The sequence below is a fragment of the Ramlibacter sp. genome, assembly GCF_035655895.1.
Taxonomy (GTDB): Bacteria; Pseudomonadota; Gammaproteobacteria; order Burkholderiales; family Burkholderiaceae_C; genus Ramlibacter.
The window spans coordinates 52,083-79,040 of record NZ_DASRTN010000003.1 but is presented as its reverse complement, the minus strand read 5'-3'; the positions used below and the strand labels follow the sequence as shown (position 1 = coordinate 79,040).

General features: G+C 71.8%; 26 protein-coding genes. 15 read left to right on the top strand and 11 right to left on the bottom strand.

The annotated features are described in order from the left end of the window. Positions 1-179: 179 nt before the first annotated feature. A complete protein-coding gene (locus VFE82_RS01265; RefSeq protein WP_324998415.1) occupies positions 180-1,514 on the top strand; it encodes an aminotransferase class III-fold pyridoxal phosphate-dependent enzyme in 1,335 nt (444 codons plus the stop codon). Positions 1,515-1,521: 7 nt separating this feature from the next. Here the strand turns inward: VFE82_RS01265 and VFE82_RS01260 are convergent, their stop codons facing one another. Then, positions 1,522-2,277: a ChaN family lipoprotein gene (locus VFE82_RS01260; RefSeq protein ID WP_324998414.1), complete on the bottom strand. Its 756-nt coding sequence runs from the start codon at positions 2,275-2,277 to the stop codon at positions 1,522-1,524. Positions 2,278-2,323: 46 nt separating this feature from the next. Between VFE82_RS01260 and VFE82_RS01255 the strand changes: the two genes are divergently transcribed. Continuing rightward, positions 2,324-3,379 (top strand): AbrB family transcriptional regulator, encoded by a 1,056-nt coding sequence (locus VFE82_RS01255; protein WP_324998413.1) that lies wholly within the window; start codon positions 2,324-2,326, stop codon positions 3,377-3,379. 105 nt (positions 3,380-3,484) lie between these two features. Here the strand turns inward: VFE82_RS01255 and VFE82_RS01250 are convergent, their stop codons facing one another. From VFE82_RS01250 to VFE82_RS01240, 3 genes are all read right to left on the bottom strand, one after another. Then, complete coding sequence (locus VFE82_RS01250) at positions 3,485-3,757, bottom strand: BTH_I0359 family protein (RefSeq protein ID WP_324998412.1); 273 nt, start codon at positions 3,755-3,757, stop codon at positions 3,485-3,487. A 100-nt stretch (positions 3,758-3,857) separates the two neighbouring features. Further along, positions 3,858-4,505, bottom strand: coding sequence for a DUF3108 domain-containing protein (locus VFE82_RS01245; RefSeq protein WP_324998411.1), 648 nt, complete (start codon positions 4,503-4,505; stop codon positions 3,858-3,860). 485 nt (positions 4,506-4,990) lie between these two features. After that, entirely contained in the window at positions 4,991-5,767 is a 777-nt protein-coding gene (locus VFE82_RS01240; RefSeq protein WP_324998410.1) for an IclR family transcriptional regulator, read from the bottom strand. Positions 5,768-5,875: 108 nt separating this feature from the next. On the opposite strand from VFE82_RS01240, the gene VFE82_RS01235 reads away from it, so the two are divergent. Further along, positions 5,876-6,883 (top strand): fumarylacetoacetate hydrolase family protein, encoded by a 1,008-nt coding sequence (locus VFE82_RS01235; RefSeq protein WP_324998409.1) that lies wholly within the window; start codon positions 5,876-5,878, stop codon positions 6,881-6,883. A 110-nt stretch (positions 6,884-6,993) separates the two neighbouring features. Here the strand turns inward: VFE82_RS01235 and VFE82_RS01230 are convergent, their stop codons facing one another. The 4 genes from VFE82_RS01230 to otsB all read right to left on the bottom strand — a co-directional run bounded on the left by VFE82_RS01230 (position 6,994) and on the right by otsB (position 11,714). Next, a complete protein-coding gene (locus VFE82_RS01230; protein WP_324998408.1) occupies positions 6,994-7,587 on the bottom strand; it encodes a fasciclin domain-containing protein in 594 nt (197 codons plus the stop codon). Between the two features lie 119 nt (positions 7,588-7,706). After that, positions 7,707-9,116: an alpha,alpha-trehalose-phosphate synthase (UDP-forming) gene (otsA, locus tag VFE82_RS01225; RefSeq protein WP_324998407.1), complete on the bottom strand. Its 1,410-nt coding sequence runs from the start codon at positions 9,114-9,116 to the stop codon at positions 7,707-7,709. 58 nt (positions 9,117-9,174) lie between these two features. Beyond that, positions 9,175-10,971, bottom strand: coding sequence for a glycoside hydrolase family 15 protein (locus VFE82_RS01220; RefSeq protein WP_324998406.1), 1,797 nt, complete (start codon positions 10,969-10,971; stop codon positions 9,175-9,177). After that, complete coding sequence (gene otsB, locus VFE82_RS01215; protein WP_324998405.1) at positions 10,968-11,714, bottom strand: trehalose-phosphatase; 747 nt, start codon at positions 11,712-11,714, stop codon at positions 10,968-10,970. Before otsB ends, VFE82_RS01220 begins: the two co-directional genes overlap by 4 nt. A 237-nt stretch (positions 11,715-11,951) precedes the next feature. Between otsB and VFE82_RS01210 the strand changes: the two genes are divergently transcribed. The 9 genes from VFE82_RS01210 (at position 11,952) to VFE82_RS01170 (ending at position 20,477) form a co-directional block, all read left to right on the top strand. Further along, on the top strand, positions 11,952-12,449 hold the full coding sequence (locus VFE82_RS01210) for a hypothetical protein (RefSeq protein ID WP_324998404.1): 498 nt from the start codon (positions 11,952-11,954) through the stop codon (positions 12,447-12,449). Positions 12,450-12,524: 75 nt separating this feature from the next. Continuing rightward, entirely contained in the window at positions 12,525-13,328 is an 804-nt protein-coding gene (locus VFE82_RS01205) for an enoyl-CoA hydratase/isomerase family protein (RefSeq protein ID WP_324998403.1), read from the top strand. An 88-nt stretch (positions 13,329-13,416) separates the two neighbouring features. Next, on the top strand, positions 13,417-13,770 hold the full coding sequence (locus VFE82_RS01200) for a DUF2946 family protein (protein ID WP_324998402.1): 354 nt from the start codon (positions 13,417-13,419) through the stop codon (positions 13,768-13,770). A 60-nt stretch (positions 13,771-13,830) separates the two neighbouring features. Next, positions 13,831-16,164: a TonB-dependent receptor gene (locus tag VFE82_RS01195; protein ID WP_324998401.1), complete on the top strand. Its 2,334-nt coding sequence runs from the start codon at positions 13,831-13,833 to the stop codon at positions 16,162-16,164. Beyond that, on the top strand, positions 16,161-16,703 hold the full coding sequence (locus tag VFE82_RS01190) for a YcnI family protein (RefSeq protein ID WP_324998400.1): 543 nt from the start codon (positions 16,161-16,163) through the stop codon (positions 16,701-16,703). Before VFE82_RS01195 ends, VFE82_RS01190 begins: the two co-directional genes overlap by 4 nt. An 8-nt stretch (positions 16,704-16,711) precedes the next feature. Beyond that, positions 16,712-17,200, top strand: coding sequence for a copper chaperone PCu(A)C (locus VFE82_RS01185; protein ID WP_324998399.1), 489 nt, complete (start codon positions 16,712-16,714; stop codon positions 17,198-17,200). Between the two features lie 145 nt (positions 17,201-17,345). Continuing rightward, positions 17,346-18,032 (top strand): PhaM family polyhydroxyalkanoate granule multifunctional regulatory protein, encoded by a 687-nt coding sequence (locus VFE82_RS01180; RefSeq protein ID WP_324998398.1) that lies wholly within the window; start codon positions 17,346-17,348, stop codon positions 18,030-18,032. 13 nt (positions 18,033-18,045) lie between these two features. Beyond that, positions 18,046-19,305, top strand: coding sequence for an FIST signal transduction protein (locus VFE82_RS01175; RefSeq protein ID WP_324998397.1), 1,260 nt, complete (start codon positions 18,046-18,048; stop codon positions 19,303-19,305). An 11-nt stretch (positions 19,306-19,316) separates the two neighbouring features. After that, positions 19,317-20,477 carry a DUF535 family protein gene (locus tag VFE82_RS01170; protein WP_324998396.1) on the top strand — a complete coding sequence of 387 codons (1,161 nt, stop codon included), beginning with the start codon at positions 19,317-19,319 and terminating at the stop codon, positions 20,475-20,477. Here the strand turns inward: VFE82_RS01170 and VFE82_RS01165 are convergent, their stop codons facing one another. Next, a complete protein-coding gene (locus VFE82_RS01165; protein WP_324998395.1) occupies positions 20,478-21,209 on the bottom strand; it encodes a helix-turn-helix transcriptional regulator in 732 nt (243 codons plus the stop codon). It lies immediately after the preceding gene. A 125-nt stretch (positions 21,210-21,334) separates the two neighbouring features. Between VFE82_RS01165 and VFE82_RS01160 the strand changes: the two genes are divergently transcribed. The 3 genes from VFE82_RS01160 (at position 21,335) to VFE82_RS01150 (ending at position 25,235) form a co-directional block, all read left to right on the top strand. Then, positions 21,335-22,141 carry a hypothetical protein gene (locus VFE82_RS01160; RefSeq protein ID WP_324998394.1) on the top strand — a complete coding sequence of 269 codons (807 nt, stop codon included), beginning with the start codon at positions 21,335-21,337 and terminating at the stop codon, positions 22,139-22,141. Further along, a complete protein-coding gene (locus VFE82_RS01155; RefSeq protein WP_324998393.1) occupies positions 22,138-24,075 on the top strand; it encodes an MFS transporter in 1,938 nt (645 codons plus the stop codon). Before VFE82_RS01160 ends, VFE82_RS01155 begins: the two co-directional genes overlap by 4 nt. Before the next feature lie 74 nt (positions 24,076-24,149). Then, positions 24,150-25,235, top strand: a complete 1,086-nt coding sequence (locus VFE82_RS01150; RefSeq protein ID WP_324998392.1) for a serine endopeptidase — start codon at positions 24,150-24,152, stop codon at positions 25,233-25,235. On the opposite strand, the gene VFE82_RS01145 is transcribed toward VFE82_RS01150, so the two are convergent. Both VFE82_RS01145 and tgt read right to left on the bottom strand, forming a co-directional pair. Next, complete coding sequence (locus tag VFE82_RS01145) at positions 25,236-25,742, bottom strand: hypothetical protein (protein ID WP_324998391.1); 507 nt, start codon at positions 25,740-25,742, stop codon at positions 25,236-25,238. Positions 25,743-25,797: 55 nt separating this feature from the next. Next, positions 25,798-26,958, bottom strand: coding sequence for a tRNA guanosine(34) transglycosylase Tgt (gene tgt, locus VFE82_RS01140; RefSeq protein WP_324998390.1), 1,161 nt, complete (start codon positions 26,956-26,958; stop codon positions 25,798-25,800).

Here is a 26,958-nt window from a genome sequence, read left to right as displayed (position 1 = left end):
GGCGCACGCGCTCCGGGCGGTCCCGCAGCGCGCTGGACCGCCGACCTCGTGGTCACCTCGGCCGGCTGCCGTCCGGGGCACCCCGGTCCGGGCGTGGCCAGCGCCCGGGACGCCGCGCCCGTCCTTCCCGGCCGCCCGCACCCTTGCGCCACAATGGCTGCTCCCCTCAGGAGGACCCGATGGCCGACACCGACTTCACGATGGACAACCAGTGGTTGCCCTTCACGCCCAACCGCCATTTCCGCAAGGAGCCCCGCGTGTTCGTCGCGGCGGACGGCATGCACTTCACGACCCACGACGGTCGCCAGGTCATCGACGGCATCTCGAGCCTCTGGTGCGTGGGGGCCGGGCACAACCGTGCGCCGATCCACGAGGCGATCAAGCGCCAGCTCGACACGCTCGACTACGCGACGGCGTTCCAGGCCTCCAACGACCAGGCCTTCCGCGCGGCCGAGATGATCGCCGCGATGGCGCCGGGCGACCTGAACAAGGTGCTGTTCTGCAACTCCGGCTCGGAGGCGGCGGACACCTCGCTGAAGGTGGCGCTGGCCTACCACCGGGCCCGCGGCGAGGGCCACCGCACGCTCTTCATCGGGCGCGAACGGGGCTACCACGGGGTCGGCTTCGGCGGGATGAGCGTCGGCGGCATCCCTGCCAACCGCAAGGCGTTCGGCACGGCGCTGCTGCCGCGCGTGGACCACCTGCGGTTCATCCACGACCCGGTGCACCACGCCTACATCCACCACCAGGAGCCCGAGTGGAAGGAGGACCCGCTGCTGGAGCTGGAGCAGCGCATCCTGCCGCTGCACGACCCGAGCAACGTGGCGGCCATCATCGTCGAGCCGGTGGCCGGTTCGGCCGGCTGGTACCTGCCGCCCAAGGGCTACCTGCAGCGGCTGCGCGAGATCTGCGACAAGCACGGCATCCTGCTGATCTTCGACGAGGTGATCACCGGCTTCGGCCGCATGGGCACGAACTTCGGCGCCGATTTCTACGGCGTGGTGCCCGACATGCTCAACTTCGCCAAGTGCGTCACCAACGGCGTGATCCCGCTGGGCGGCGTGATCTGCCGCGACCGCCTGTACGACGCGCTGATGAAGACCGATGCGCCCGAGCACGTCATCGAGTTCTTCCACGGCTACACCTACTCGGGGCACCCGGTCGCCTGCGCGGCCGCCATCGCCACGCTGGAGCTGTTCCAGCGCGAGCAGCTGTTCGCGCGGGCCGGCGAGATGGGCAAGGTGCTGGGCGACGCCTTCCATGCGACCTTCAAGGGCCTGCCCAACGTGATCGGCATCCGCAGCATGGGCCTGGCCGCCGCGGTGGAGCTGGCGCCGCTGGCCGGGGCGCCGGGCAAGCGCGCCTACGACATCTTCCTCGACTGCTTCCGCCAGGGCGCGCTGGTGCGGCCGGCCGGCGACACCGTCGTGATCGCGCCACCCTACATCGTGGAGAAGGCGCACATCGACCAGCTGGTGAACACGCTCGCCGATTCGATCCGGCGGCACGCCTGACGCCGGCTCAGGAGGCCGGCGGCGGCGCCATCTTCTGGCGCAGCTCGGTGCAATAGTCCCGTTTGGCTGGGCCCGCGCGCTCCAGCACGACCGGGCGCACCTGCAGCGCCGGCGGCAGGTGGCGCGGCACACCCAGGGTGGCATCGACGTGTCCTGCGCCCGCGAGCAGCACCACCACCTTGCCGGGCACGGCAGCGCCCGCGATGGTGCGGGCCATCGCCCGGTCGCGGGCGATCTGCACGCGCACCATGGGCCCGAGCTGGGCGGCCGGCAGCAGGTCGCAATGGCCGGCCCGGATCGCCTCGCGCTGCGCCGCCAGCGCGCCCGCATCGAGCAGCGCGTCCAGCGAGGCATCGCCCATCGCGGCGCGCATCCGTTCGCGCGGCAGGTTGGCGCCCAGCACCGGCACCCCGGCGGCGACGGCGGCCATGATGGTGGGCCCGTACGCCTGCCACGGCCAGCCGGCCTCGTTCCACTGCAGCGCCGCCCGCACCATCGATTCGTCGGCCTGCCGCGGCAGCCCCGCGGTGCTGGCGCCCTGCTCGGCCATCTCCAGCGCGACCGCGGCCAGCCGCCCGCGCGACGACAGGCGCTCCACGACCTCGCGCTGGCGCCGCTGGTGCGCGGGTTCGTCGTGCTGCTCGCCGAGCAGCACCGCGTCCGCCGGCAGCAGGTCGTCCACCGCAGGAGAGCCGGTCGCGCAGCCGGCCAGCGCTAGCACCATGGCCACTGTGGCCGGGAAGCGGAAAGGACGGTTGGGCATCCAGGGATACTAAGCGCTCGCGCATGTCGCGCCGTCTCCTGTCCGAATGCCTGCTTCCGTCTTCCTGCGCGTCGCCGCCACCCTGGCGCTGGCGCTCGCCACCGCCTTGGCCTTCGCCTGGCTGCACACCCCGCTGCCCTGGATGCTGGGGCCGCTGCTGGCCACTGCAGCCGCCTCGGTCGCCAATGCGCCCACCCACAGCTGGACCCCGCTGCGCAATGCCGGGCAGTGGGTGATCGGCGCCGCCCTTGGCCTGTACTTCACGCCGCAGGTGACCGCCCTGGTCGGGCAGCTGTGGTGGGCGATCCTGCTGGGCATCGCGTGGGCGCTGCTGCTCGGCTGGGCGTTCGGGCGCGGGCTGCACCGGCTGGTGCAGCGCCACCTGCCCGGCACCGCGGCCGAGCAGCGTGCGACCAGCTACTTCGCTGGCGCGATCGGCGGGGCGTCCGAGATGACGTTGCTGGCCGAGCGGGCCGGCGCCCGCACCGACCTGGTGGCGGCGGCGCACAGCCTGCGCCTGCTGATCGTGACCCTCACGCTGCCTCTGGCCATGGCGTGGATCGGGATGCATGGCGTCGATCCCAGCCTGCCGGGCCCGCGGGAGGTGCAGCCGGGCGGACTCGCGCTGCTGGCCGCGGCCACGGGCGCGGGCGCCTGGGCGATGGCCCGCACGGGCCGGGCCAACCCGTGGTTCCTGGGGGCACTGCTGGTGGCGATGGGGCTGACGATGTCGGGCATCGAGCTGTCGGCGATCCCGCAGCCGCTCACCAATGCCGCGCAGCTGGTCATCGGGATCAGCCTGGGTGTGCGGTTCCGCGCCGAGTTCGTCCACACCGCTCCGCGCTGGCTGGTGGCGGTGTCGCTGGGCACGGTGGGGATGCTGGGCGTGTGCGCCCTGTTCGGCATGCTGCTCGCCCACCTGACCGGACTGCACCCCGCGACCCTGGTGCTGGGCACGTCGCCCGGGGGCATCGCCGAGATGGCCATCACGGCCAAGGTGCTGCAGCTGGGCGTGCCGGTGGTGACGGCGTTCCAGGTCTGCCGCCTGGTGGCGGTGCTGATCCTGGTGGAGCCCCTGTACCGCCGGGGCTGGCTGCGCTGAGCGTCTGCGGCCAGGCGTCGACCGCAGATGCGACAAGGCCGTTCGCCGGGCCCGTCGCGGACGACGAACCCAGGCCGAACGGCCTGCGTGGTCCCCCGAGGGCTGTCAGTGCATCACGAGGGGGTTCTGGGCGAGCTCGGCGTAGCCGTCGAGCGTCTCCTCGACTTCTTCCTGGGTGGGCGTGTTCAGTTGCCAGGCGTTGATCTGGCGCTGGAACGCGTCGGCCCACGAGCCGTCGAGGTACACCTCCTTGTTGGAGCGCTTGTCGACGATCTCGAAGCCGTGCCGCGCGATCCTCGGTGGCGTTTCTCCTTCAGCAGGTTCGTTCGCCTGCATGTGCACGACGACGAACGAGTCGGAGTCATAGAGCATTTGCATGGTGGAAATCCTTTGCCACTTCAGATGACTACGCCGCGGCCGCTTTCAAGATCGATGGTCGGGGGCGCGGGCATGGGGTCCAGCGTAGGGCCGGGGCGCCTCAGCCTTTGTCGGTGCCGGACCACTGCCAATCCAGCCAATCGCCATTGGGGGTTGTCAGACGCAGGCGCACCGGGGCGTAGTCCGCCCCGGGAGCGAGCCAGAGCTCGATGCGCAGGTCGTATTCGCGCTCCGGCGCGCGCGTGATGCGCAGCGCCCGCACCGTGCCGGCCGGCAGTGCGAGCGTCTCGAAGTCCTCGACCACGAAACGCCAGTCCGCCGCGTCGCGGGTCCCCGTGGGCACCACGACCACCGCGCCCGGCATGAACCGCTGGGGGGCGCCGCCCACCAGCGAGGCAAGCTGCAGCAGCACGCTCAGGCGGTCCTGCGAACCCGGCCGCAGCGGCGCGTCGGGCCGGTTGCTGCTGAACACGATGCGGCCGCCGGCACGGTCGAAGTGGGCCGCTTCCTCGCTGCGCAGCCGATCGGAGAAGCGGGTGGGCGCCAGCCCCTGGGCGCTCAGCGCACCCGTGCTCAGCTGCCGGCGGCCGGGCAGCGACGGCAGGGACCATTGCGCCAGTGCTTCGTAGTGGTCGCCGTCGTGGCGCCAGTGCAGGGTGGCCTGCCCCGCCAGCAGCGATCCCCGGTGGCGGGCCGCGACGTCGTAGCGCCAGAGTGCCGGCGCCGGCGGCCGCAGCAGGTCCAGCATGGCTGCCAGTGGTGCCGGCCCGGACGCCGTGACAGACGCTGCGGCAGATGCCGCGGGCAGGGCCGCCGCCGCGTGCTGTGGCGGATCCGCCGTGGCGGCCGCGGTGGACGGACCAGGTCGCTGCGGCGGGCGAGCAGGTGCAGGTGCAGGTGCAGCCGGCGCAGACGTGGTGGCCGCCCTCTGCGACCGGGGCTGCTGCGCGCGGGCCCGTTCGGCAGAAGGCGCGGGCGATGCCGTGCGCGGCGTGGGGCCCGGACCGCCGCCTTGCGCGCCCGTTTCGCCGGCGGCCGACGGCAGCGGCGCGAGCGGCGCTTGCGTTGGCGTCGGCGTCGGTCCGGCCACGCTGCGCAACTGGAGCGTGGTGGGCGGGCCCGGACGGCTCCAGGCTCGCAGCTCGGGCGCGCCGCGCAGCAGCAGGACGTGCGCCAGCAGCACGAGGCCGACCAGGACGACCAGCGCGCGCCTGGGCACGCCGGCCGCCGTGCTCATCCCCGCCAGCCCAGGTCGGCCGACAGTTGCGCGGCGGCTTCCCGCAGCGGCCCGTGCACGGCGCCGTCCCAGGCCGCATCGAAGGTGCCGGTCGGACCGAGCGCCACCAGCCCGAGCGCCACGTGGCCGTCGGCGTCGAACACCGGGACGCAGAAGCCGACGATCCCGGGCAGCAGCACGTCCACGACGCGTGCGCCCCCGCGCTGGCGCACGTCGTCGAGCATGGCGCGCACCTGCGCCATGGAGGCCGGCACGTCGGTGCGCCCCTGCTTCTGCACCCGGGCCAGTTCGTCCCGCAGCAGGGGAGCGATCGCCTCCTTGGAGGCATACGCCGCGAAGCAGCGGCCGGTGGCCGACGACAGCAGCGGCATCACGTCGCCCAGCCGGAGGTTGACGGTGACGGCCGACGGCGACTCTTCCCAGTGCACGATGGTCGGCCCGTGGTTGCCCCACACCGCCAGCGCCAGCGTGTGGCCCACCTGCTCCATCAGGCCGGTGATCCGCTCGCGGGCGAGCTTGACCGCATCGAGCCGCGACAGCGACGCCAGGCCGAGCTGCAACGCGGCGGGGCCGAGGTCGTAGCGCGTGCTGGCGGGGTCCTGCACCACCAGGCGAAGGCGCTGGAAGCTCACCAGGTAGCGATGCGCCTTGGCGGCGCTCATGCCGGCCGCCGCGGCCAGGTCACGCAGCATCAGCGGACCGGCCGCGTCGCCCAGGGCCTCGAGCAGGGCGAAGCCCACCTCCACCGACTGGATTCCGGCACGCTCCTTCATGCCGGGAGGCTTCTTGTAGAATTTCGATTAGGTAAATTCATTTCACCATGCGTAACGCTGAAGTCGGCGCCGACTCTAGCGCACCACGCGAAGCGAAGGCAATTCCCGATGAAGCTTGCGACCTACAAGGACGGTTCGCGCGACGGCCAGCTGGTGGTGGTGTCGCGTGACCTGGCGACGGCCCATTATGCGACCGGCATCGCCGGCAAGCTCCAGCAGGCGCTGGACGACTGGGGCTTCGTCTCCCCGCAATTGCAGGATCTCTCGGAGGCGCTGAACCAGGGCAAGGCGCGCCATGCCTTCCCCTTCGAGCCGCAGCGCTGCATGGCCCCGCTGCCGCGCGCCTACCAGTGGGCCGACGGCTCCGCGTACATCAACCACGTGGAGCTGGTGCGCGCCGCGCGCAAGGCCGAAGTGCCCGAGAGCTTCTACAGCGACCCGCTCATGTACCAGGGCGGCAGCGACGACTTCCTCGGGCCCTGCGACGACGTGGTGGTGCCGGACGAAGCCTTCGGCATCGACTTTGAGGCCGAGATCGCGGTGGTCACCGGCGACGTGCCCATGAGTGCCTCGCCCGACCAGGCACTCGAGGGCATCCGGCTGGTGATGCTGGCCAACGACGTGAGCCTGCGCAACCTGATCCCGGCCGAACTCGCCAAGGGGTTCGGCTTCTTCCAGAGCAAGCCCGCGACTGCCTTCAGCCCGGTGGCCGTGACGCTCGACGAACTCGGCGACGCCTGGCAGGGCGGCCGCGTCCACCTGACGCTGCAGTCGGCCTGGAACGGCCGCAAGGTCGGCATGTGCGAGGCGGGGCCCGAGATGACCTTCCACTTCGGCCAGCTGATCGCCCACATCTGCAAGACCCGCAACGTGCGGGCCGGCAGCATCGTCGGCTCCGGCACGGTGAGCAACAAGGGGGTCGAGCAGGACGGGCGGATGGAGTGGCCCAAGGGCTACAGCTGCATCGCCGAAAAGCGCGCGATCGAGACCATCCAGGACGGCAAGCCCTCGACCGAGTTCATGAAGTTCGGCGACACCATCCGCATCGAGATGAAGGGCAAGGACGGGCAGAGCGTCTTCGGCGCCATCGACCAGAAGATCGCGGGGCCCGCCTGATCGCGGCACGAGGCGGCCCAGCGGCTCGACGGACGGTGCAACCTGTCCCGTGCTCTGGAGGTTGCACCGCCGACCCCCGCACCAGCAGCTGCAGGGCGGTCCGCGCGGGATCAACCGGGCAGCAGCACCTTGTTGACGACGTGGATCACGCCATTGGACTGGTAGACGTCGGAGATGGTCACGGTCGCCGCGCCGCCCTTCTCGTCCGCGACCATCACGTTGGCACCGTTCATCGTGGCGGTCAGCGTGCCGCCGCTGGCTGTCCTGAGCATGGCCTTGCCGCCGCCGGCCTGGATCTGGCGCGCCAGCGCCGCGCCGTCCAGGCGGCCGGGCACCACGTGGTAGGTCAGCACCTTGGTCAGGGTCGGCTTGTTCTCCGGTTTCAGGAGCGTGTCGACGGTGCCGGCCGGGAGTGCGGCAAACGCCGCGTTGGTCGGCGCGAACACGGTGAACGGGCCGGGGCCCTTCAGCGTCTGGACCAGGCCGGCGGCCTGGACCGCGGCGACCAGTGTCGTGTGGTCCTTGGAGTTGACAGCGTTGTCCACGATGTCCCGACTGGGGTACATCGCGGCACCACCCACCATCTTGGTTGCTTCGCTGGCGCCCGCCGGCGCCGATGACGCCGCGGGTCTGCCATCGCTCGGATTGGCACAGGCGCTCAGCAGGGTGAGGGCCGCGCAGGCGGCGAGGACATGCTTGTTCATGGACGGATCTCCTGAAGGTGGTGTCGCGCGGAAGATGTTCCCGCGCACACCAGCCTTACGCGCCACCTGTCCACTTCGGATTCACCGCAGCGCGGCGTGGGGGCTTTGCGCGGCGCCGGTCACAGTCGCAGCCAGGGCGTGCCGGTCTCTTCGGCCTCGGCCTGGCCGAGCAGGTGCAGGATCGTGTCGCACCACCAGTGCACGTCGTACTGGCGGATCGTCGCCAGCAGCGCCGCGTGGCGCTCCCGGCGCTCCTCCAGCGGCATCTGCAACGCCAGATGGATGGCAGCGGCCGTGCCCTCCGTGTCGTACGGATTGACCAGCAGCGCCTCCTTGAGCTGTTCGGCCGCCCCGGCAAAACGCGAGAGCACCAGCACGCCGGGATCCTCCGGATCCTGCGCCGCGATGAACTCCTTGGCGACCAGGTTCATGCCGTCGCGCAGCGGCGTCACGAGTGCCACGCGGCTCGCGCGGTACAGGCCGGGCAGGCGCCCGCGGGCCACCGTGCGGTGCATGTAGCGCACCGGCATCCAGTCGAGCTCGCCATAGTTGCCGTTGATCGAGCCGCACAGGCTCTCGAGCTCGTGCAGGATGTCGGTGTACGCGCTGACGTCCTCGCGGCTGGGCGACGCGATCTGGATCAGGGTCGCGCTCTTGCGCGTCTCCGGATGCTTCGCCAGCAGCTCGCGGAACGCGCGCATGCGTTGCGGCAGCCCCTTGGAGTAGTCCAGCCGGTCCACCCCGACCAGCAGCTTGCGCCGTGAGTACTCGCGCTTCATGCGCTGGTACATCTCGCGGGCTTCCTCGCCGTCGGTCAGCGCCTGGAATTCCTTGACGTCGATGCCGATCGGGAACGCGCCGGCGTGCACGGTGCGGTTGAACACGCGCCACCGCCCCTCGCCGAGGTTCTGCGCGTGCGCCTCGGCCTCGATGTACCGGCAGAAGTGCTCGTGGTCCGCCTCGGCCTGGAACCCCACCAGGTCGTACGAGCACAGGCCCTTCATCAGCCAGTCGTGGCCCGGGATCGCGGCCAGGATCAGCGGCGGCGGCAGCGGGATGTGCAGGAAGTAGCCGATGCGCTGCTGGCAGCCCAGTGCGCGCAGCTCGGCGGCCAGCGGGATCAGGTGGTAGTCCTGGACCCAGATGATGTCGTCCGGCCGCAGCAGCGGCAGCAGCTTGCGGGCGAACATCTGGTTCACCCGCCGGTAGCCCTCGATGTAGCCGGCGTCGAAGTCGGCCAGGTCCAGGCGGTAGTGGAACACCGGCCACAGCACGCCGTTGCTGTAGCCGACGTAGTACGACTGGTAGTCGGCCTGGTCGAGGTCGACCGTGGCCAGCTTGACCGGTCCGGCCTGGTGCACCTGCACCTGCGGCCCGTCGCCGGGGTACTGGTCGACCAGCTTGCCGCTCCAGCCGAACCAGACGCCGCCGCTGTTGTTCAGAACCTCGCCCAGCGCCACGGCCAGGCCGCCGGCCGCGGTCTTGCGCGGATCGGCGATGCGGTTGGAGACGACGACCAGCCGGCTCATGCGACCGGCCTCCGCCGGCCCTGGCGCATCGCGTCGGGAACGCTCGGTGCGCGGCGCATCAGATCACCGTGTCCCAGGGCGTGGACAGGCGCACCGCCGCGTTGATCAGGCCCACCATGGAATACGTCTGCGGGAAGTTGCCCCACATCTCCCCGGTCGTCTCGTGCGTGTCCTCGGACAGCAGGCCCAGCGGGTTGCGGCACTTGAGCATCACCTCGAAGATCTCGCGCGCCTGCTCCTTGCGGCCGATGCGGGCGAGCGCGTCGATGCGCCAGAACGTGCAGATGTTGAACGCCACCTCCGGCTTGCCGAAGTCGTCCGCCGCTTCGTAGCGGCGCATGTACGGCCCGTTGCACAGCGACTTCTCCAGGGCGTCGACCGTCTTGACGAAGCGCGGGTCCTTGGGGTCGATGAAGTTGACCTCGGCCATCAGCAGCGCGCTGGCGTCCAGGTCGCGGCCGCCGAAGCTCTCGGCGAACGCCTGGCGCTCCTCGCTCCACGACTCCTTCAGGATCCGCTCGCGGATCTCGGTGGCACGCTCGCCCCAGTACTTGGCCCGGTCCTTCAGGCCCAGGGTGAGGGCCACCTTGGCCAGCCGGTCGCAGGCCGCCCAGCTCATGAGCGCCGACGAGGTGTGGATGCGCGCGCGGGTGCGCAGCTCCCACATGCCGGCGTCCGGCTGGGTGTAGACCCGATAGGCCTGCTCGCCCACCGCTTCCAGCGAGGCGAACTCGGTGCGGCCGGCACGCTTGAGCAGGCGGTGGTCGTGGAAGGCCTGCGCCGCGCCCAGGATGATGTTGCCGTACACGTCGTGCTGGAAGTGCTCGGCGGCCTGGTTGCCCACGCGCACCGGGCCCATGCCGCGGTAGCCGGGCAGGTGCTCCAGGATCGCCTCGGGCAGTTGCGCCTCCTGGCCGACGCCCCACAGCGGCTGGATGTGGCCGCCGCGCGAGCGCACGACCACGTTGTTCAGCCAGCGCAGGTACTCCTCCATCGTCGCGACCTCGGAGATGCTGTTGAGGGCGCGCACCACGAAGAAGGCGTCGCGCAGCCAGCAGTACCGGTAGTCCCAGTTGCGGCCGCTGTGGGCCGACTCGGGGATGCTGGTGGTCATGGCCGCCACGATGGCGCCGGTGTCCTCGAACAGCGACAGCTTCAAGGTGATGGCCGCGCGGATCACCGCGTCCTGCCACTCCAGCGGCAACGCCAGCGCGCGCGACCAGTTGCGCCAGTAGTTGGCCGTGTCCTGCTCGAAGGCGCGGGCGGTGTCCTCGATGCCGCCGGTCAGGGTCTCGTCCGGACCCATGATGAAGTTCAGCGACCGGTCGACCACGAAGAAGGTCTCGGACAGGATGTAGTCGATCGGGGCGTCGGTGTTCACGCGCAGCGTCTGCGCTGGGCCGACGTAGCGGATGTGCGTGCTGCCACGCGTGACCAGGGGCTTGTGGCGGCCCCAGTCGAAGCGCGGTCGCAGCACCACCCGCATGCGCGGCGTGCCGCCCAGCACCTTCACCCGGCGGATCAGCGTCAGCGGCCGGAAGGTGCGGCCCCGGCTCCAGAAGCGTGGCGCGAAGTCGGTGATCTCGATGCCCTGGCCCTGGTGGTCGTACAGCCGCGTGCGCAGGATCGCGGTGTTGGGCTCGTACTGGTGCTCGCTGCGCGCGAAGTCCTCCAGTTCGAACGCCCACAGGCTGCCGTTCTCGCTCGGGTCGAGCAGGCCATTGAAGACCGGATCGCCGTCAAAGCGCGGCAGGCAGCACCAGACGATGCTGCCGCGCTCGTCGACCAGCGCGCTGTACGCGCAGTTGCCGATGACGCCGAGGTTGAGGTTCTGGACGCTGGTGTTGGCTTTCATGCGGGAGCTCTGGCGGGCACCTTGCGGGCGACCGCGGTTTGGAATTCTTGGCGCAGGGCGCCGGGATCGGCCAGCCGTTGCCAGGCGACGGTCGGCCCTTCGCCGACCTTCACGCCCAGCCCGCCCAGCCGCTGCACGGTGGAAAAGCCGATCTCGTCGGTGATGTCGTCGCCGACGAACACCGGGGTGCGGCCGGCGAAGGGCGCCTCGCGCAGGAACGCCTCGATCGCCTGGCCCTTGCTGGCGGAGCCCGGCTTGGCCTCGACCACCATCTTGCCGCGCAGCAGCGTCAGCCCCGGCGACTGCGCGACGGCCTTGTGCATCGCGTCCAGGCAGGCGGCCTCCAGCTCCGGCGCCTTGCGGTAGTGCAGCGCGATCGAGGCCTGCTTGTGCTCGACGATGAGGACCGGGTGGCGGGCAGCCAGGGCCTGCACGGCGAGCTCGACGGCGTGGAGCGGCTGGCCTGCGATGCGCTCGATCTGGCCGCCGGCGGACCGCCGTTCGGCGCCATGCACGCCGGCAGCGGGCAACCGCAGCGGGCCGAGGAACTGGTCGATCTCGCGGATCGGGCGGCCGCTCACCACCGCGACCGCGCCGCCCAGGTAGGCCTGCAGCGCGGCCAGGGTGGGCACCAGTCCGGAAGGGACGACCACGGCGCCGGGTTCGGGCGCGATGTCCACCAGCGTGCCGTCGAAGTCCAGGAACAGGGCGCAGGCCGGACTCAGGATGTCCACGAAATTCATGGGACCCGACCGTAACATCGCGCGGGGAATGCGAACAGGCCTCGGGGCCGCCTGCCCGCGTAGGAGCCAGCCTACGGTGGTGCGGGAAGGAGGGGAAGCCGCGCGCCGCGGACGATCGTCCGAGATCGCGCCGGCCGCGGGCGCTTTTCGGCGGATCGCAGGGCGCCGGGGCTCGCCACACTGGGTGCCCGGTCCCGCCGTGCCTTGTCGCGGCCGCCGCCCCGAGGATTTCCCTGCATGACTGCCTCCGCCCTGCATCCCGCCGCGGCCAACCCGCCCGCCGAAGTCCTGGCCCACGTCCGGCACCTCGACGAGGAGATCGCGCTGCAGCTGCGGCATGCCGTGCAGCTGGTCGAACAGGTGGCGTTCCAGGTGGTGCGCTGCGCCGCCGGGCTGCACGCCCGCGGCGAGCAGGTGGCCCGGCTCGCGACGGGCGAGCACGCGATGTCGGCCGGGGAGGCCGGCGCCCTGCGCCGGGAGCTCGATGCCGATGTCGCCAGCCTGCTGGAGGCGGGGCAGTACCACGACATCCTGCGCCAGGTCGTCGACCGGGCCCTGCTTGCCCAGGGCAGCCGCCACGAACTGGTCGAAAGCCTGGTGCACCGCCTGCAGTGCGGCGCCGACACCGGCTCGCTGGCGTCGAGCGCGCGGGCGCTGCTGGAGCGCTACCGCGTGGTGGAAGCGCAGCACCGCAACCCGCTGCAGGCGCGGCCTTCCAGCGTCGAGTTCTTCTGACGCCGGCCACCCGAGGCGCGACCGGCCCCGCACAATCGGCGGCGTGACGGGGCGCGGTGGCCCCGGGGAGCGCTGATGAACTACGACCGCTACCAGACCCTGCGCATCACGCGCCGCGGCGCCGAGGGCGCCGTGCTGGACATCCAGATGATCGCCGCCAACGGCAAGCTGCCGACCGCCGGCCATGCGGGCCACCGCGAGCTGGCCGAGATCTGGCGCGACGTCGCCGACGACGACACCGTCCGGTGCGCCGTCCTGCGCGGCGAGGGCCAGGGCTTCTCCGGCGGCGGGGACCTCGCGCTGGTGCAGGACATGGCCACCGACTTCGAGGTGCGCAGCCGGGTCTGGAAGGAAGCCCGGGACCTGGTCTACAACGTGGTGAACTGCGACAAGCCGATCGTCAGCGCGCTGCACGGCCCCGCGGTCGGCGCCGGCCTGGTCGCGGGCCTGCTGGCGGACATCCCGATCGCCGCCCGGACGGCGCGGATCGTGGACGGCCACACGCGGCTGGGGGTGGCGGCCGGCGACCATGCGGCCATCGTGTGGCCGCTGCTGTGCGGCATGGCCAAGGCCAAGTACCACCTGCTGCTGTGCGAGCCGGTCAGCGGCGAGGAGGCCGAGCGCATCGGCCTGGTGGCGCTCGCGGTGGACGAGGACCAGTTGCTGCCCAAGGCCTACGAGGTCGCCGACCGGCTGGCCGCCGGCAGCCAGACCGCGATCCGCTGGACCAAGTACGCCCTGAACAACTGGCTGCGCCAGGCCGGGCCCGCCTTCGACACCTCGCTGGCGCTGGAATTCATGGGGTTCGCGGGGCCCGACGTGCGCGAGGGCGTCGCCTCCCTGCGCGAGAAGCGGCCGCCGCGCTTTCCGGCCGCCTGACGCAGCGCGTCCGGCGCGTCACGGATGGGTGCGGCTTGTCGCAGCCGCTTGCAGCCGCAGCCCGCGCGCCCCGGACCATAATCCGGCCATGCACCGCCTTCGCCGCGCCCGTTTCCTCGCCCGCCTCGTGCTGGCGTGGTTCGTGCTGACGCTGGGCGTGGCCGTGGCGTCGCCGGTGGTCAAGCCGCAGGCGGCGCAGCTGGTGTGCAGCGGGTCCGGCAGCCTGCAGCTGGTGATGCCGGCCGGCGACGCCGACGGTGTGCCTTCGACCCACACCCTGGACTGCCCGTTGTGCGCCAGCGTGGCTGCACCCCCTCCCGCGGTGCAGCCGCCACCGGCCGTGCAGCCGCTCGGCCACGTCGTGCAATCGATTCCGGCGGCGCGCCACGCCGCCCGCCTGGCCGCGCCGCCCCCGGCGCGCGGCCCGCCCACGCACTCCTGACACCGCGTCCGCTCCGGCTGCCCATGGGTGGCCGGCCTCTCGTGTCGTCCAGGAGGCTCCATGCCCCGAATGTCCCTTGCCGCGGCGCTCGCCGCGGCACCCTGGCTCGTGCCGGCCGTCCCGGCTCTGGCCCAGGAAGCGCCCGCGCGATCGCTGGGCGTCGTCACCATCACCGGCGGCCAGCCCACGTCGCTGCCCACCCAGATCCCCACCACCACGGAGAGCATCGACCGCGAACGGATCGAGCGCGCGATCAACGCCACCGACAGCGAGGACGCACTGCGCTATTTCCCCAGCCTGCTGGTGCGCAAGCGCTATCCCGGCGACTACAACCATGCCGTCCTGTCCAGCCGCGCCTCCGGCACCGGCAACAGCGCCCGGTCGCTCGTCTACGCCGACGGCATCCTGCTGTCCAACCTGCTGGGCAACGGCGTGGGCGGGCTCGGATTCCCGCCGCGTTGGGGCCTGGTGACGCCGGAGGAGATCGAGCGGGTCGACGTCCTGTACGGACCGTTTTCCGCCGCCTACCCCGGCAACTCGGCGGGGGCGGTGGTCGACTACGTCACGCGCATGCCCACCCGCTTCGAGGCGCACGCCAAGGCGGGCTATTCGGTCCAGCCGTTCGAGCTCCATGGCGCCAGTGCCACCTACCGCACCTGGCAGACCAGCGCGTCCCTGGGCAACAAGGCTGGCGACTGGACCTGGTGGTTCAACCTCAACCGCACGGACAGCCAGGGCCAGCCGCTGACGTTCGCGACCCGGCCCGTTCTTGCCGGCACGCCCGGCGGCAGCGGCGTGCCGGTCAGCGGCGCCGTCGTGGCCCGCAACAGCGCCGACGTGCCGTGGTACGTGCTGGGCAGCTCGACCGAGTCCAGCAGCCGGCAGGACCACCTGAAGGTGAAGCTGGCCTACGACCTGCCCGGGACGGTGCGCGCGGCCTACACGCTGGGCTGGTGGGAGAACGCCGCGCAGGGCCGATCGGCGTCCTACCTGCGCGACGCGGCCGGCGCGCCCGTCGCCAGCGGCCCGGTCACGATCCAGGGCAGCAGCTTCGCGCCCCTGACCGGCGCCGACTTCCCGCTGACGCAGGAACGGCTCGCGCACGCGATGCATGGCCTGTCCCTCAAGAGCCGTACCCAGGGGCGCTTCGACTGGGAGGCGGCCGCCAGCCGCTACGACTACCGGCGCGACGAGAAGCGCCAGAGCGGCGCGGCCAATCCGTTGCCCGGCGCGGCGCTCGGCGGACCCGGCACGCTGGCCGACGGCAGCGGCACGGGCTGGACCACCCTTGCCCTGCGCGGCACCTGGCGCCCCGGGGGGATGAAGGGCGCGCACATCGTCGACGCCGGCGTGCAGCAGGATGCGCACGAACTGGCCTACCGCACCTCGGTGGTGCCGGGCCACTGGCGTGCGGACGCCGCCGGCCCGCTGGCCAGCCACGTCGGCGGGCGCACCAGCCTGCGCAGCCTCTGGATGCAGGACGCCTGGGCCTTCGCGCCGCGCTGGAAGACCGTGCTCGGCGCCCGGCTGGAGCGCTGGACCGCGATGGCGGGCTTCACCCGCATCCCCGGCGCCACGCCGGCGGTGGCCGCCGACTGGCCGTCGCGCGGCGAGACGCACGTGTCGCCCAAGGCGGCGGTGTCGTGGCAGTGGCGGCCCGACCTGCTGCTCAAGGCGTCGGCGGGCCGGGCGGTGCGCTTTCCGACGGTGGCCGAGCTGTATGGCGCCACATCCACCGCCAATGCGCAATTCCTCAACGATCCGGGCTTGCGGCCGGAACGCTCGTGGACCGGCGAGCTCAGTGCCGAGCAGGACCTGGGTGGCGGCCTGCTGCGGTTGACGACCTTCGCCGAGGACACGCGCGACGCGCTCTACACCCAGACGCTGCTCGACCCGGTGGCCAACCGCAACGTCAGCCGGGTGCAGAACGTCGGCCGCATCGCCACCCGTGGCGTGGAAGTGGCCTGGACCGGCAGCGACGTCCTGCGGCGGGGACTCGACGTCAACGCGAGCGTCACCTGGGCCGACTCCGTCATCCGCGAGAACGCCGGCTTCGTGTCGACGCCCGGCGACACGCTCGGCAAGCGCCAGCCCAACATCCCGCGCTGGCGCGCGTCGGCGCTGGCCAGCTACCGCTGGAGCGATCGCTGGTCCACGTCCGCCGGGGCCCGCTACAGCGGCCGCCAGTTCCGCACGCTGGACAACAGCGACGTCAATGGCAACGCCTACATGGGCGTGAGCTCCTTCTTCGTCGTCGACCTGCGGGCCCGCTTGCAGATCGACCGCACGTTCAGTGCGGCAGTCGGGATCGACAACGTCAACAACAAGACCTACTGGAACTTCCATCCCTACCCGCAACGCACCTTCGTTGCCGAACTGCGAGCCGACCTATGAACCAGCACCTCCTCCGATGCCTCGGCGCCGCCGCCCTGGCGGCCTGCGCCACCGCGGCGCCCGCGCACGTCACCCTGGAATACCGGGTGGCGCCCGCCGGCAGCCACTACAAGGCCACCTTCCAGGTCGGCCATGGCTGCGGCGATGCGCCCACGCGCCAGATCAGCATCGCCATCCCGCCGGGCGTGGCCGGCGCCAGGCCGATGCCCAAGCCGGGCTGGACCGTCGACATCCGCCGGGGCACGCTGGCCCAGCCCGTCACCAGCCACGGCCACACGGTGACCGAAGGGGTGGTGCGCGTCACCTGGACCGCGCGCACCCCGGCCGACATGCTGCCGGGCGACCAGTTCGACGAGTTCGTGCTGATGGCGCAGCTGCCGCGCGAGCCCGGCACCGTGCATTGGCCGGTGACCCAGCTGTGCGAACCCGGCCGCTCCGACTGGGTGGACATTCCTAAACCGGGACAATCGGCCGCCGACCTGAAGACCCCGGCGCCTGCCCTCGAGATCCTCCCCGCCGCCGGCGGCCACCAGCATTGAGACCCACCATGCGCATCGATTCCCGCCGAACCCTCCTGGCCGCCCTCGGTCTTGCCGCCGCCGGCGCCTGGGCGCAGACCGCGCCCGTGACCGCCGTGGGAGCCTGGGCCCGCGCCAGCATGCAGGGCCAGACCGCCAGCGCCGCCTACATGACGCTGACCGCCACCGAGCCGCTGTCGCTGGTGGGGGTCTCCTCGCCGGTGGCGCGGGTGGCCGACGTGCACGAGATGAAGCTCGAGGGCGAGGTCATGCGGATGCGCGCGCTGCCCGCGCTGGAGCTGCCGGCCAACCGGCCCGTGCAGCTCAAGCCCGGCGGTTATCACCTCATGCTGCAGGAACTCAAGGCACCGCTGCAGCCCGACACCACGATCCCGGTCACGCTGACCTTCCGCACCGCCCGCGGCGAGCAGCGCCAGCTGGCGCTGCAGGTGCCGGTGTCGGCGACGCCACCGCGCGAGCCCGCCGCGGCCGGCTCGCAGGGCGGCCACAAGCACTGAGCCGCGCGCCCACTGCCAGGGCGGCAGCGGCGGGGTGGCGCCTGGAAGACGCCGCCCGTCACCGTTTCTTGCGCTTTGGGCGGACGGACGGACGGCGGCGGCCGACGGGCCTGCTAAGCTGGCGCGATCCTCCCGGAGACAGCCCATGAGCGACGACAAGACACCCGGTTTCGGCCAGTTCGTCCCCGGCTTCGACTTCCTGCAGAACCTGGCCAAGGGCGCTTCCCAAGCGGTGCCGCAGATGCCCAACCTGTCGGCCTGGGTCGCCCCCACGCTCAACGTCCAGGAGCTCGAGAAGCGCATCGGCGAGATGAAGGCAGTGCACTTCTGGCTCGAGCAGAACTCGCGTGCGCTCGGCGCGACCATCCAGGCACTGGAGGTCCAGAAGATGACGCTGGCCACCCTGCAGGGCATGAATGTCGCCGTCGGCGACCTGGCCAAGGCCCTGACACCCAGATCCCCGGCGGGCGCCGCCTCCGCGCCCAAGGCCGCCAGCGCGCCGGCGGACGGGGCGGGCAGTGCGGACCACGCGGGGAACGGCAAGGCCAAGTCGGCCGGCCCCGCCGCACTGGTCGATCCGATGCAGTGGTGGGGCGCCCTCACCCAGCAGTTCCAGCAGATCGCCGCCGATGCCATGAAGGATGTCGGCCGCCACACGGGCGTCGACGCCGCCCGCACCATGACCACCGGCATGGCGCAGGACGCCATGAAATCCGCAGCCGACATCATGCGATCGGCCTCGCCGGGCTCGGGCGCCAAGCCGGCACGCAAGGCGGCCGCTCCCCGCAAGCCGGCGGCCAAATCGGCCGGCCGCAAATCACCTGCCCGCTGACCGTCCCGCCTCCATGCAACTGTTCCCCTTCGGCCACGCCACCCACCCGGACTGGCAGATGGCTGCCGGCCTGGTCCTGGCGCAGTTGCGCGCCCAGATGGCCCTGCCCGAGTACGCCTCCTCGCCCACGCTCGGGCTGCTGTACATCACCGACCACTATGCGTCGCAGGCGCAGGAGATCCTCGACCACCTGGGCGCCGAACTGCCGGAGGTGACCGACTGGTCCGGCACGGTGGGCGTGGGCATCGCCTCCAGCAACGTCGAATACATCGACGAGCCCGCGCTCGCGGTGATGCTGTGCGCCGTGCCGCCCGACCAGTACCGGGTGTTCTCCGGCGTCGCCCCGCTGGGCACCGGCGACGGCATGGGGTTCGAGCCGCACACGGCGCTGGTGCATGCGGACGCGACCACGCCCGACGTCGCCGAACTGATCGCCGAGATGGCGGGCCGGACCGCCACCGGCTACCTGTTCGGCGGTCTGGCCGCCAGTCGCGGCGACGCCGTGCAGTTCGCCATCGGCGGCAACGGCAACATCAAGGGACAGGGCAAGGCCGGCGGCGTGTTCCGGGGCGGCCTGTCGGGCGTGGCGTTCGCCGACGGCGTGGCCCTGGTCTCGCGCGTCACGCAGGGCTGCCAGCCGCTGGGCAAGCAGCGGACCGTGACCGCCGCCGAGGGCAACGTGCTGCTGACCCTCGACGGCCGGCCCGCGCTGGACGTGCTGCTGGAGGAGGCGGGCATCTCGCTGGACGAACCGCAGCGCGCGATGGCCACGCTGCGGGCGACCCTGGTCGGCCTGACCGAGCCGGGCGCCGACGTCATCGGCCGGCCGGGCACCTTCGGCACCGACGTGGTGGTGCGCCACATCATCGGCCTGGATCCCGGCCGCCACGCCGTCGCCGTGGCCAGCCAGGTGGCGCCTGGCATGCGCATGGCGTTCTGCAACCGCAACGCGCAGGCCGCCCGCGCCGACCTGATTCGCATCTGCGCCGAGATCCGCGAAGAGCTCGAGCCCGAGGAGCTGTCGCTGCCAGTGGCCACCGCCCTGGCGGCACCCGAGGCGCAGTCGGCGCCGAATCCGGCGCGGCGCATCGCCGGCGCCATCTACGTGAGCTGCGCCGGTCGCGGCGGGTCCCACTTCGGCGGCCCGAGCGCCGAGCTGCAGATCGTGCGCCGCGCCCTCGGGGACGTGCCGCTGGTCGGCTTCTTCGCGGGCGGCGAGATCGCCCGCCACCACCTGTACGGCTACACCGGCGTGCTGACCGTCTTCCGTTAGAGTTCCGCCCCATGGCCGGCAAGACACGCAGTTCCTCCAAGTCGGCGCGCGGGCGCGCGCCGAGCCTCTGGCGCGGCATCGCCTGGGCGCTGTCGCCGGCCCGGCGGCGGCAGCAGGGCGGCTCGGGCCTCGGTGCCCGGACCCTGGTGGCCACCCTGCGTCATGGCAAGCCGCTGCGCCGCTGGATGGCGGTGGTCCAGGACCTGCGCTCGCGCGGGCTGATCGAGGACGAGTCGCGCGAGTACCTGCGGGCCCTGCGCCCGTCGGTGCAGCGGCACACCGACGTGCCGGCCCGCGTCGCTCAGCTGATCGATCACCTCGACTGGATGGAGACCGCCTTCCAGCCGAAGGCCTTCGAACAGCTGGCCCGCGGCAAGGCCGTCGTGCTGGCGGAACTGCCGCCCCCGCGCGGCTACGAGGCCATGCAGCTGCAGGTGCAGCGCCCGGCCCGCCACAGCCCGGAAGGGGAACTGCTGCTGACGCTGTCGCTGCGCCGCTCGCCGCAGGTGCAGCCGGCCGCCCAGCCGGTGCAGATCGCGGTGCTGGCGTTCACCCGCATCCGTCTCGAGGGCTTGCCGTGCCTGGCCATCGGTGGCGTGCGGGGCCAGCGCGACGCGACCGGCCGGGTGTCGGCCACCGAGATCGCCCAGGCGCTGCACGGCTGGAAGGCGCCGGTGCTCATGGTGCGCGTGGCGCAGGAGCTGGCGCGCTTCTGGGGCCTGCACCTGGTCGGACTCAACCCGGCCTCGCACCGGCTGCACGACTGGCGCTACCAGTGGCGCAAGGCGCACCGCGAGTCGGCCCAGCGCATCTACGCCAGCTACGACGCCCTGTGGGAGCACTTCGGCGCCAAGAAGGGCCCGCCGGGCTGGGTGGTGCTGCCGCTGCACTCGGACGAGAAACTCTCGGCGACGGCGCTCTCGCCCGAGAAGCGGGCCCGCCAGACCCGCCGTGCCGACTTCTGGATCCGGATGCGCAACCTGCTGCGCCACGAGTTCCGGCGGCACCTGGTGCGCCAGGCTCCGGAGAGCCGGCTCGGCGGCATCACCCAGAACCTGGGGCCGCGCACGATCATGGCCGAGCCCAGCGAATGGGACGACCGCGACTTCGAGGACAGCGAGCAGATCGTGCCCTCGCGCTCGATGGATTCCGGGCCCGGCGCCCTCGAGTGATCAGCGGCGCAGCCGCGTGAACGCCTCGAACTCCCAGCTGCGAACGCCCAGCACCAGCGTGTAGCCCTCGCGGTCCTTCTCGGGCAGCTTCTGGTCGGCCTGGTGCTGCTGGGCGAAGTCCTGGGCCACCCGCTGCAGCCGCTCGATGAACGACGGCGCGATCGCGCGGCTGACCGCGCCGTGCACCAGCAGCAGCCCCTCGCCCGGGCCGTCGAAGCCGCCCGCGAAGTAATCCAGCACCACGTGCTCGCGGAAGAAGGCCATCACCGGGCCGTGCGGCCGCCAGCGGAAGGTCTTGGCGAGCTTGAGCCGGTAGCGGTTCAACGGGCGCAGCTCGATGATCCCGATCCGGTCCAGCTGCGCCAGCGCCCGGATGCAGTCGGTCTCCGAAATGCGGTAGGCGCCGGTGATCTGCTCCAGCGTCCATTGGCTCAGAACGCAGATCGCCACCAGCAGCAGCTTGCGGTCGGCCACCACCGCGCGCTCCTGCTCCTGCGTCAGCTCGGTCAGCAGCGGTTGCGCATCGGCCACCCGCCGCGCGAGGTCGGCGAAGTCGATCCGCAGCGCACGGCAGATCGCATCGACGCGGGACAGCGGCATGTCGCCCCTGGCGAGCATCCGCTTGACGCTCGACTCGGCCAGGCCAAGCCGCCCGGCAAGGTCGGCGTAGGTGAGGCCGGCTGCCTTCAGTTCCTTCTTGAGGGCGGCAACGAGGTCGGCAGTCGTGCTCATGGCTGGTATCGCTATTCGATACTCAAGGGTCGAGGAAAGCGCAATGTAGCCGGTATTTGCGACTGTTCTCCCGAACGGTGGCGAGACTGCGGGTCCGTTCATTCCACCCCGAGAAGGAGCCTGCCTTGACCCCCGGACAGTTGCCACCCCGCGAGATCCGCCTGCTCGCCCTGGTCCTCGCGATGCTTGCCCTGGCGGCCGTCGGACCGCACGTCGCGCAGTCGCCCCACTACCACGCGTTCGCCGACCAGCAACCGTTCTGGGGTCTGCCACACGCGTGGAACGTGCTGTCGAACCTGCCGTTCGGGCTGGCGGGCGCCGCCTGCCTGGTCGGTACCGCGCGGCTCGGGCCGCGCGCGCTCAGCGCGACCGAGCGCGTGCTTCTCACGCTGACAGGGATGGGGCTGCTGCTCACCGCGCTCGGCTCGGCCTGGTACCACCTCGCGCCGGGCGACGCGGGCCTGCTGGTGGACCGCGGCGCGATGCTGGTGCCGTTCGCCGGGCTGCTGGGGCTGGCCGGCTGCCGCATCAGCAGCCGGGCCGGCCGCGCGCTGGCGGTCACGGTGCTCGTGGCCGGGCCCGTGGCCCTGAACGTGTGCGCGGCGACCGGGAACCTGTTCCCCTGGAGCGTGCTGCAGGGTGGCGGGCTGCTGATGCTGCTGATGCTGTGGGGCCTGCGCAACGAGACGGCGCTGCCAGTGCGCTGGGGGCTGGTGGTGGCAACCTATGCCGTCGCCAAGCTGTTCGAGGCCGGCGATCACCTCGTGTGGAGCCTCTCCGGCGAGCTGGTGTCCGGGCACGCCCTCAAGCATGCGGTGGCCGCGCTGGCGGTGCTGCCGGTGCTCGGCGCGCTGGAGCGCCTGCGCCGCGGCGGGCAGAATGGCCGCCAGCTGCCGCCACGTGCAGCGGATCCCAGGAGGAGCCTCGCATGAACACCGTCGCCGCCGACCCCGCGGTCGCCCCGGCCGCGCCCGCGCACCCGAACCAGTTCGCCCTGCTGCGCCAGCGCCGCTTCGCGCCCTTCTTCTGGACCCAGTTCGCCGGCGCCGCGAACGACAACCTGTTCAAGTTCGCCTTCACCGTGATGGTGACCTACCAGCTGCAGGTCGGCTGGATGCCGCCGGCCATGGCCGGACTGGTGATCGGCGCGCTGTTCATCCTGCCGTTCCTGCTGTTCTCCGCCACCAGCGGCCAGCTGGCCGACAAGTACGACAAGCGCGCACTGATCCGGTTGGTCAAGTGGCTGGAGGTCGCGATCATGGTGCTGGCGGCCTGGGGGTTCTTCGCCGCCCAGGTGCCGGTGCTGCTGGCCTGCACCTTCCTCATGGGCCTGCACTCCACCCTGTTCGGACCGGTGAAGTTCGCCTACCTGCCGCAGCACCTGGGCGAGCGCGAGCTCACCGGCGGCAACGGCATGGTGGAGATGGGCACCTTCGTCGCCATCCTGCTGGGCAACGTCGCCGGCGGACTGATCGTCGCGGTTCCCGGCGTGGGGCCGGCCTGGGTCGGGATCGCCTGCATCGCCGCCGCCCTGGCCGGCCGGCTGGTGGCGCAGTTCATTCCAGCCTCGCCGCCGACCGACCCGCAACTGGCGATCAACTGGAATCCCGTCAGCGAGACCTGGCGCAACCTGCGGCTGGCGCGCGGCAACCGGGTCGTGTTCCGCTCGCTGCTGGGCATCAGCTGGATGTGGTTCTTCGGGGCCGTCTTCCTCAGCCAGTTCCCCAGTTTCGCCAAGGAGGTGCTGCACGGCGACGAGCAGGTTGCCTCGCTGCTGCTGGTGGTGTTCTCGGTCGGCATCGGCGCCGGCTCGCTGCTGTGCGAGGTGCTCTCGCGCCGCCACGTCGAGATCGGCCTGGTGCCGCTGGGCGCCATCGGCATGTCGGTGTTCTCGGTCGACCTGTACTTCGCCTCGCGCGGACTGCCGGCGGTCGCGCCGCAGGCACTGGGCGCCTTCCTCGCGCAGCCTGCCCACTGGCGCGTGATGGCCGACCTGGCGCTGCTGTCGCTGTTCGCCGGCTTGTACAGCGTGCCGATGTACGCGCTGATCCAGCTGCGTTCGCAGCCCACCCACCGGGCCCGCATCATCGCGGCCAACAACATCCTGAATGCGCTGTTCATGATCGCCAGCTCGGTGATCGCCGGCGCGTTGCTCAAGGCCGGCTTCGACATCCCGCAGGTGTTCCTGCTGGTCGGGCTGGCCAACGCGGTGGTGGCGACCTACATCTTCCTGCTGGTGCCCGAGTACCTGCTGCGGTTCGTCGCCTGGTTCCTCTCGCGCGTGGTCTACCGGTTCCGCGTGCGCGGCGACGAGCACATTCCCGTCGAGGGCGCGGCGGTGCTGGCCTGCAACCACGTGAGCTTCGTCGACGCGGTGCTGCTCATGGCGGCCAGCCCGCGCCCGATCGTCTTCGTGATGGACCACCGGATCTTCCGGATTCCGGTGCTGGGCGCGTTGTTCCGGCTGGCCAGGGCGATCCCGATCGCCCCGCAGAAGGAGGACCCTGCCGTCTACGAAACCGCGTTCGAGCGCGCGGCACAGGTGCTGCGTGAGGGCGACCTGCTGGGCATCTTTCCCGAAGGCGCGATCACCCGGGACGGCCAGCTGCAGGAGTTCCGCGGCGGGGTGGCCAAGATCCTGGAGCGCGCGCGGGCCGATGGCGTGGAGCCGCCGGTGATCCCGATGGCGCTCACCCACTTGTGGGGGTCGTTCTTCAGCCGCGCGGAGCAGGGCCGCGCGATGGTGCGGCCGTTCCGGCGCGGGCTGTTCAACCGGGTCGGTCTGAACGTGGGCGAGCCGATGCCGGCCACCCAGGTGCAGCCGGCGGCGTTGCGCACGCGCGTGGCGCAGCTGCTCCAGTCCTGAGCCTGGCGGGCGCACGCCGGTCCCTGCACGGGGCCGTCGGTGCGCGTCGCTTCCAACATGAGGAGGAAAACATCATGAGCAAGGCGATGCGCCTGTCCGAGCAATGGTTCCGCCGCGGCCTGTGGCTGCTGGCACTGGTGTTTGCCGCGTTCCTGATCGGGTTGGGCAGTGCGCTGGTGGGCGACCTGCCGAAGGTCGAACAGCAGCGCGAACTCGACGACTTCCTGGACCGCCCGCGCGCCGAGGCGCTGCGCACCGACATCGAGCTGGCCGAGCGGCAGCAGCGCGAGGCGCAGGCGGCGCTCGAGCAGGCCCGGCTGAAGCTGCAGGTGGCGCGGTCCGATTCGCGCACGGTGCGCGAGACCTTCAACAACTGGCTGGCGACGCGCCGCGCCACCCAGCTGGCCGACCAGGATCCGGAGCTCCTCTCGCGCACCCGGCACCTCGATGCACTGATGCAGGGTGAACGCAAGGCGCAGGCTGCGCTGGAGCAACAGGAACAGGTGGCGCTCGATGCGCGCCAGCGCGAGGAGCGCGACCGCCGCGAGCTGGGCGCGCTGGAGCAGGCCGCGCAGGAGCGGTGGCGGGCCGAGCAGCGCAAGGTGGAGCTGCGGGTGTTCCTGTACCGGCTCGCGCTGACCCTGCCGCTGCTCGCCGTGGCGGGATGGCTGTTCCGCAGCAACGCGCGCCGCGGCACCTGGTGGCCCTTCGTGTGGGGCTTCATCTTCTTCGCGCTGTTCGCCTTCTTCGTGGAGCTGGTGCCCTACCTGCCCAGCTACGGCGGGTACGTGCGGTACGCAGTCGGCATCGTGGTGACCGTGCTGGTCGGACGCCAGGCCATCGTCGCCCTGGAGCGCTATCGGCAGCGCCAGCAGCAGGCCGAGGCCCTGCCCGATCCGCAGCGGCGCCAGGAACTTCCCTACGACACCGCGCTGCAACGGCTGGCCAAGAGCGCCTGCCCGGGCTGCGAACGGGTGGTCGACCTGAAGAACGAGTCGATCGATTTCTGCCCGCACTGCGGCATCTGCCTGTTCGACCGCTGTGGCGCCTGCCGCACGCGCAAGAACGCGTTCGCGAAGTTCTGCCACGCCTGCGGAACACCCGCGGGCGTCGGGCTCACCCAGCTCGTGGCCGCCGACGGCCGGCCGGCGCCGGCCTGATCAGCCCCGGCGCCTGGCCTGCAGGCGCCGCCGCAGGCGCCGGGCCGCCGCCCGCGACCAGCGCCACGGCCAGGAGGCACGCACGGGGGCCAGCAGGGTTTCCTTCCACGCGATCCACCGGTCGTGCGCGGCCGCGAACCAGTGCAGGCGCATCAGCGCCGGCCGGGTGAGGGTGTACAGGCGCGCGACGGCGGCCGTTCCCACCAGCTTCGCGGCCACCACCACGGCGGCGCCGAGCAGCACATGGCCGTGTCCGAGGGCCCACAACGCCAGCAGCTTCACCGGCAGCAGCAGCAAGGCCGGCACGCCGAACAGCGCCAGGGCGGCAGGCGGCGGGAGCGCCCGGATGCGCGGCTCCAGCCAGCGCAGGCGCAGGCGCGCCGACAGCCAGACCAGCGCGCGCTGCAGCGGCTCCCAGCCCCATTCCTCGAACAGGATCAGCAGTGCGAGCGGCCAGCCGAGGAGCCGGTGCAGGAGCGTCAGGAGCTTGGGGGGCGAAGGCCGCATCGCGGCGCGATGGTACGCCGCCGGGCCGTCGTGGGCCCGGCGCGCCCGGATGGACTCAGACGCCGCGCGCGCGGTCGCGCCGGAACTGCTCGCGGAACGCCGCGAACCGGCCGGCGTCGAGCGCATCGCGCACTTCCTGCATCAGGTTCAGGTAGTAGTGCAGGTTGTGGATGGTCGCCAGCATCGGCGCCAGCATCTCGCCGCAGCGCTCCAGGTGGTGCAGGTAGGCGCGCGAGAAGCCGCCGCTCACGGTGCCGTCCGGCGCCGTGGTGCCCTTGCAGGCGTAGCAGCTGCAGGTCTCGTCGAGCGGCCGCTCGTCGCTGCGATGCCGCGCGTTGCGGATCTTCAGGTCGCCGAACCGCGTGAACAGGTGGCCGTTGCGCGCGTTGCGGGTCGGCATCACGCAGTCGAACATGTCGACGCCGCTGGCGACGCCGTCCACCAGGTCTTCCGGCGTGCCCACGCCCATCAGGTACCGCGGCTTGTGGGCCGGCAACCGGTGCGGCGTGTGCGCCATGATGCGCAGCATGTCGTCCTTGGGCTCGCCCACGCTCACGCCGCCGACGGCATAGCCGGGGAAGTCCATCTCCACCAGCGCCGCCAGCGATTCCTCGCGCAGGTGCTCGAACATGCCGCCCTGCACGATGCCGAAGAGCGCGTTCGGGTTGGCCAGCCGCGCGAACTCCGCCTGGCAGCGGCGCGCCCAGCGCAGGCTCAGCTCCATCGAGAAGCGGGCCTCGGCTTCGGTGGTGATGTGGCCCTTGGTCTCGTACGGCGTGCACTCGTCGAATTGCATGACGATGTCGCTGTTCAGCACGGTCTGGACCTGCATCGAGACCTCGGGCGTGAGGAACAGCTTGTCGCCGTTGACGGGCGAGGCGAACTTCACGCCCTCCTCGCTGATCTTGCGCATCTCGCCCAGGCTCCAGACCTGGAACCCGCCGGAGTCCGTGAGGATCGGGCGCGGCCACTTCTCGAAGCCGTGCAGGCCGCCGAAGTGGTCGAGGACGTCCAGCCCGGGCCGCATCCAGAGGTGGAAGGTGTTGCCCAGGATGATCTGGGCGCCCATCTCCTCCAGCGAGCGCGGCGTGACGCCCTTGACGGTGCCGTAGGTCCCGACGGGCATGAAGATCGGCGTCTGCACGACGCCGTGGTTGAGGGTGAGGCGGCCGCGGCGGGCCTGGCCCTCGGTGGCGAGGAGTTCGAACTGGAGCAT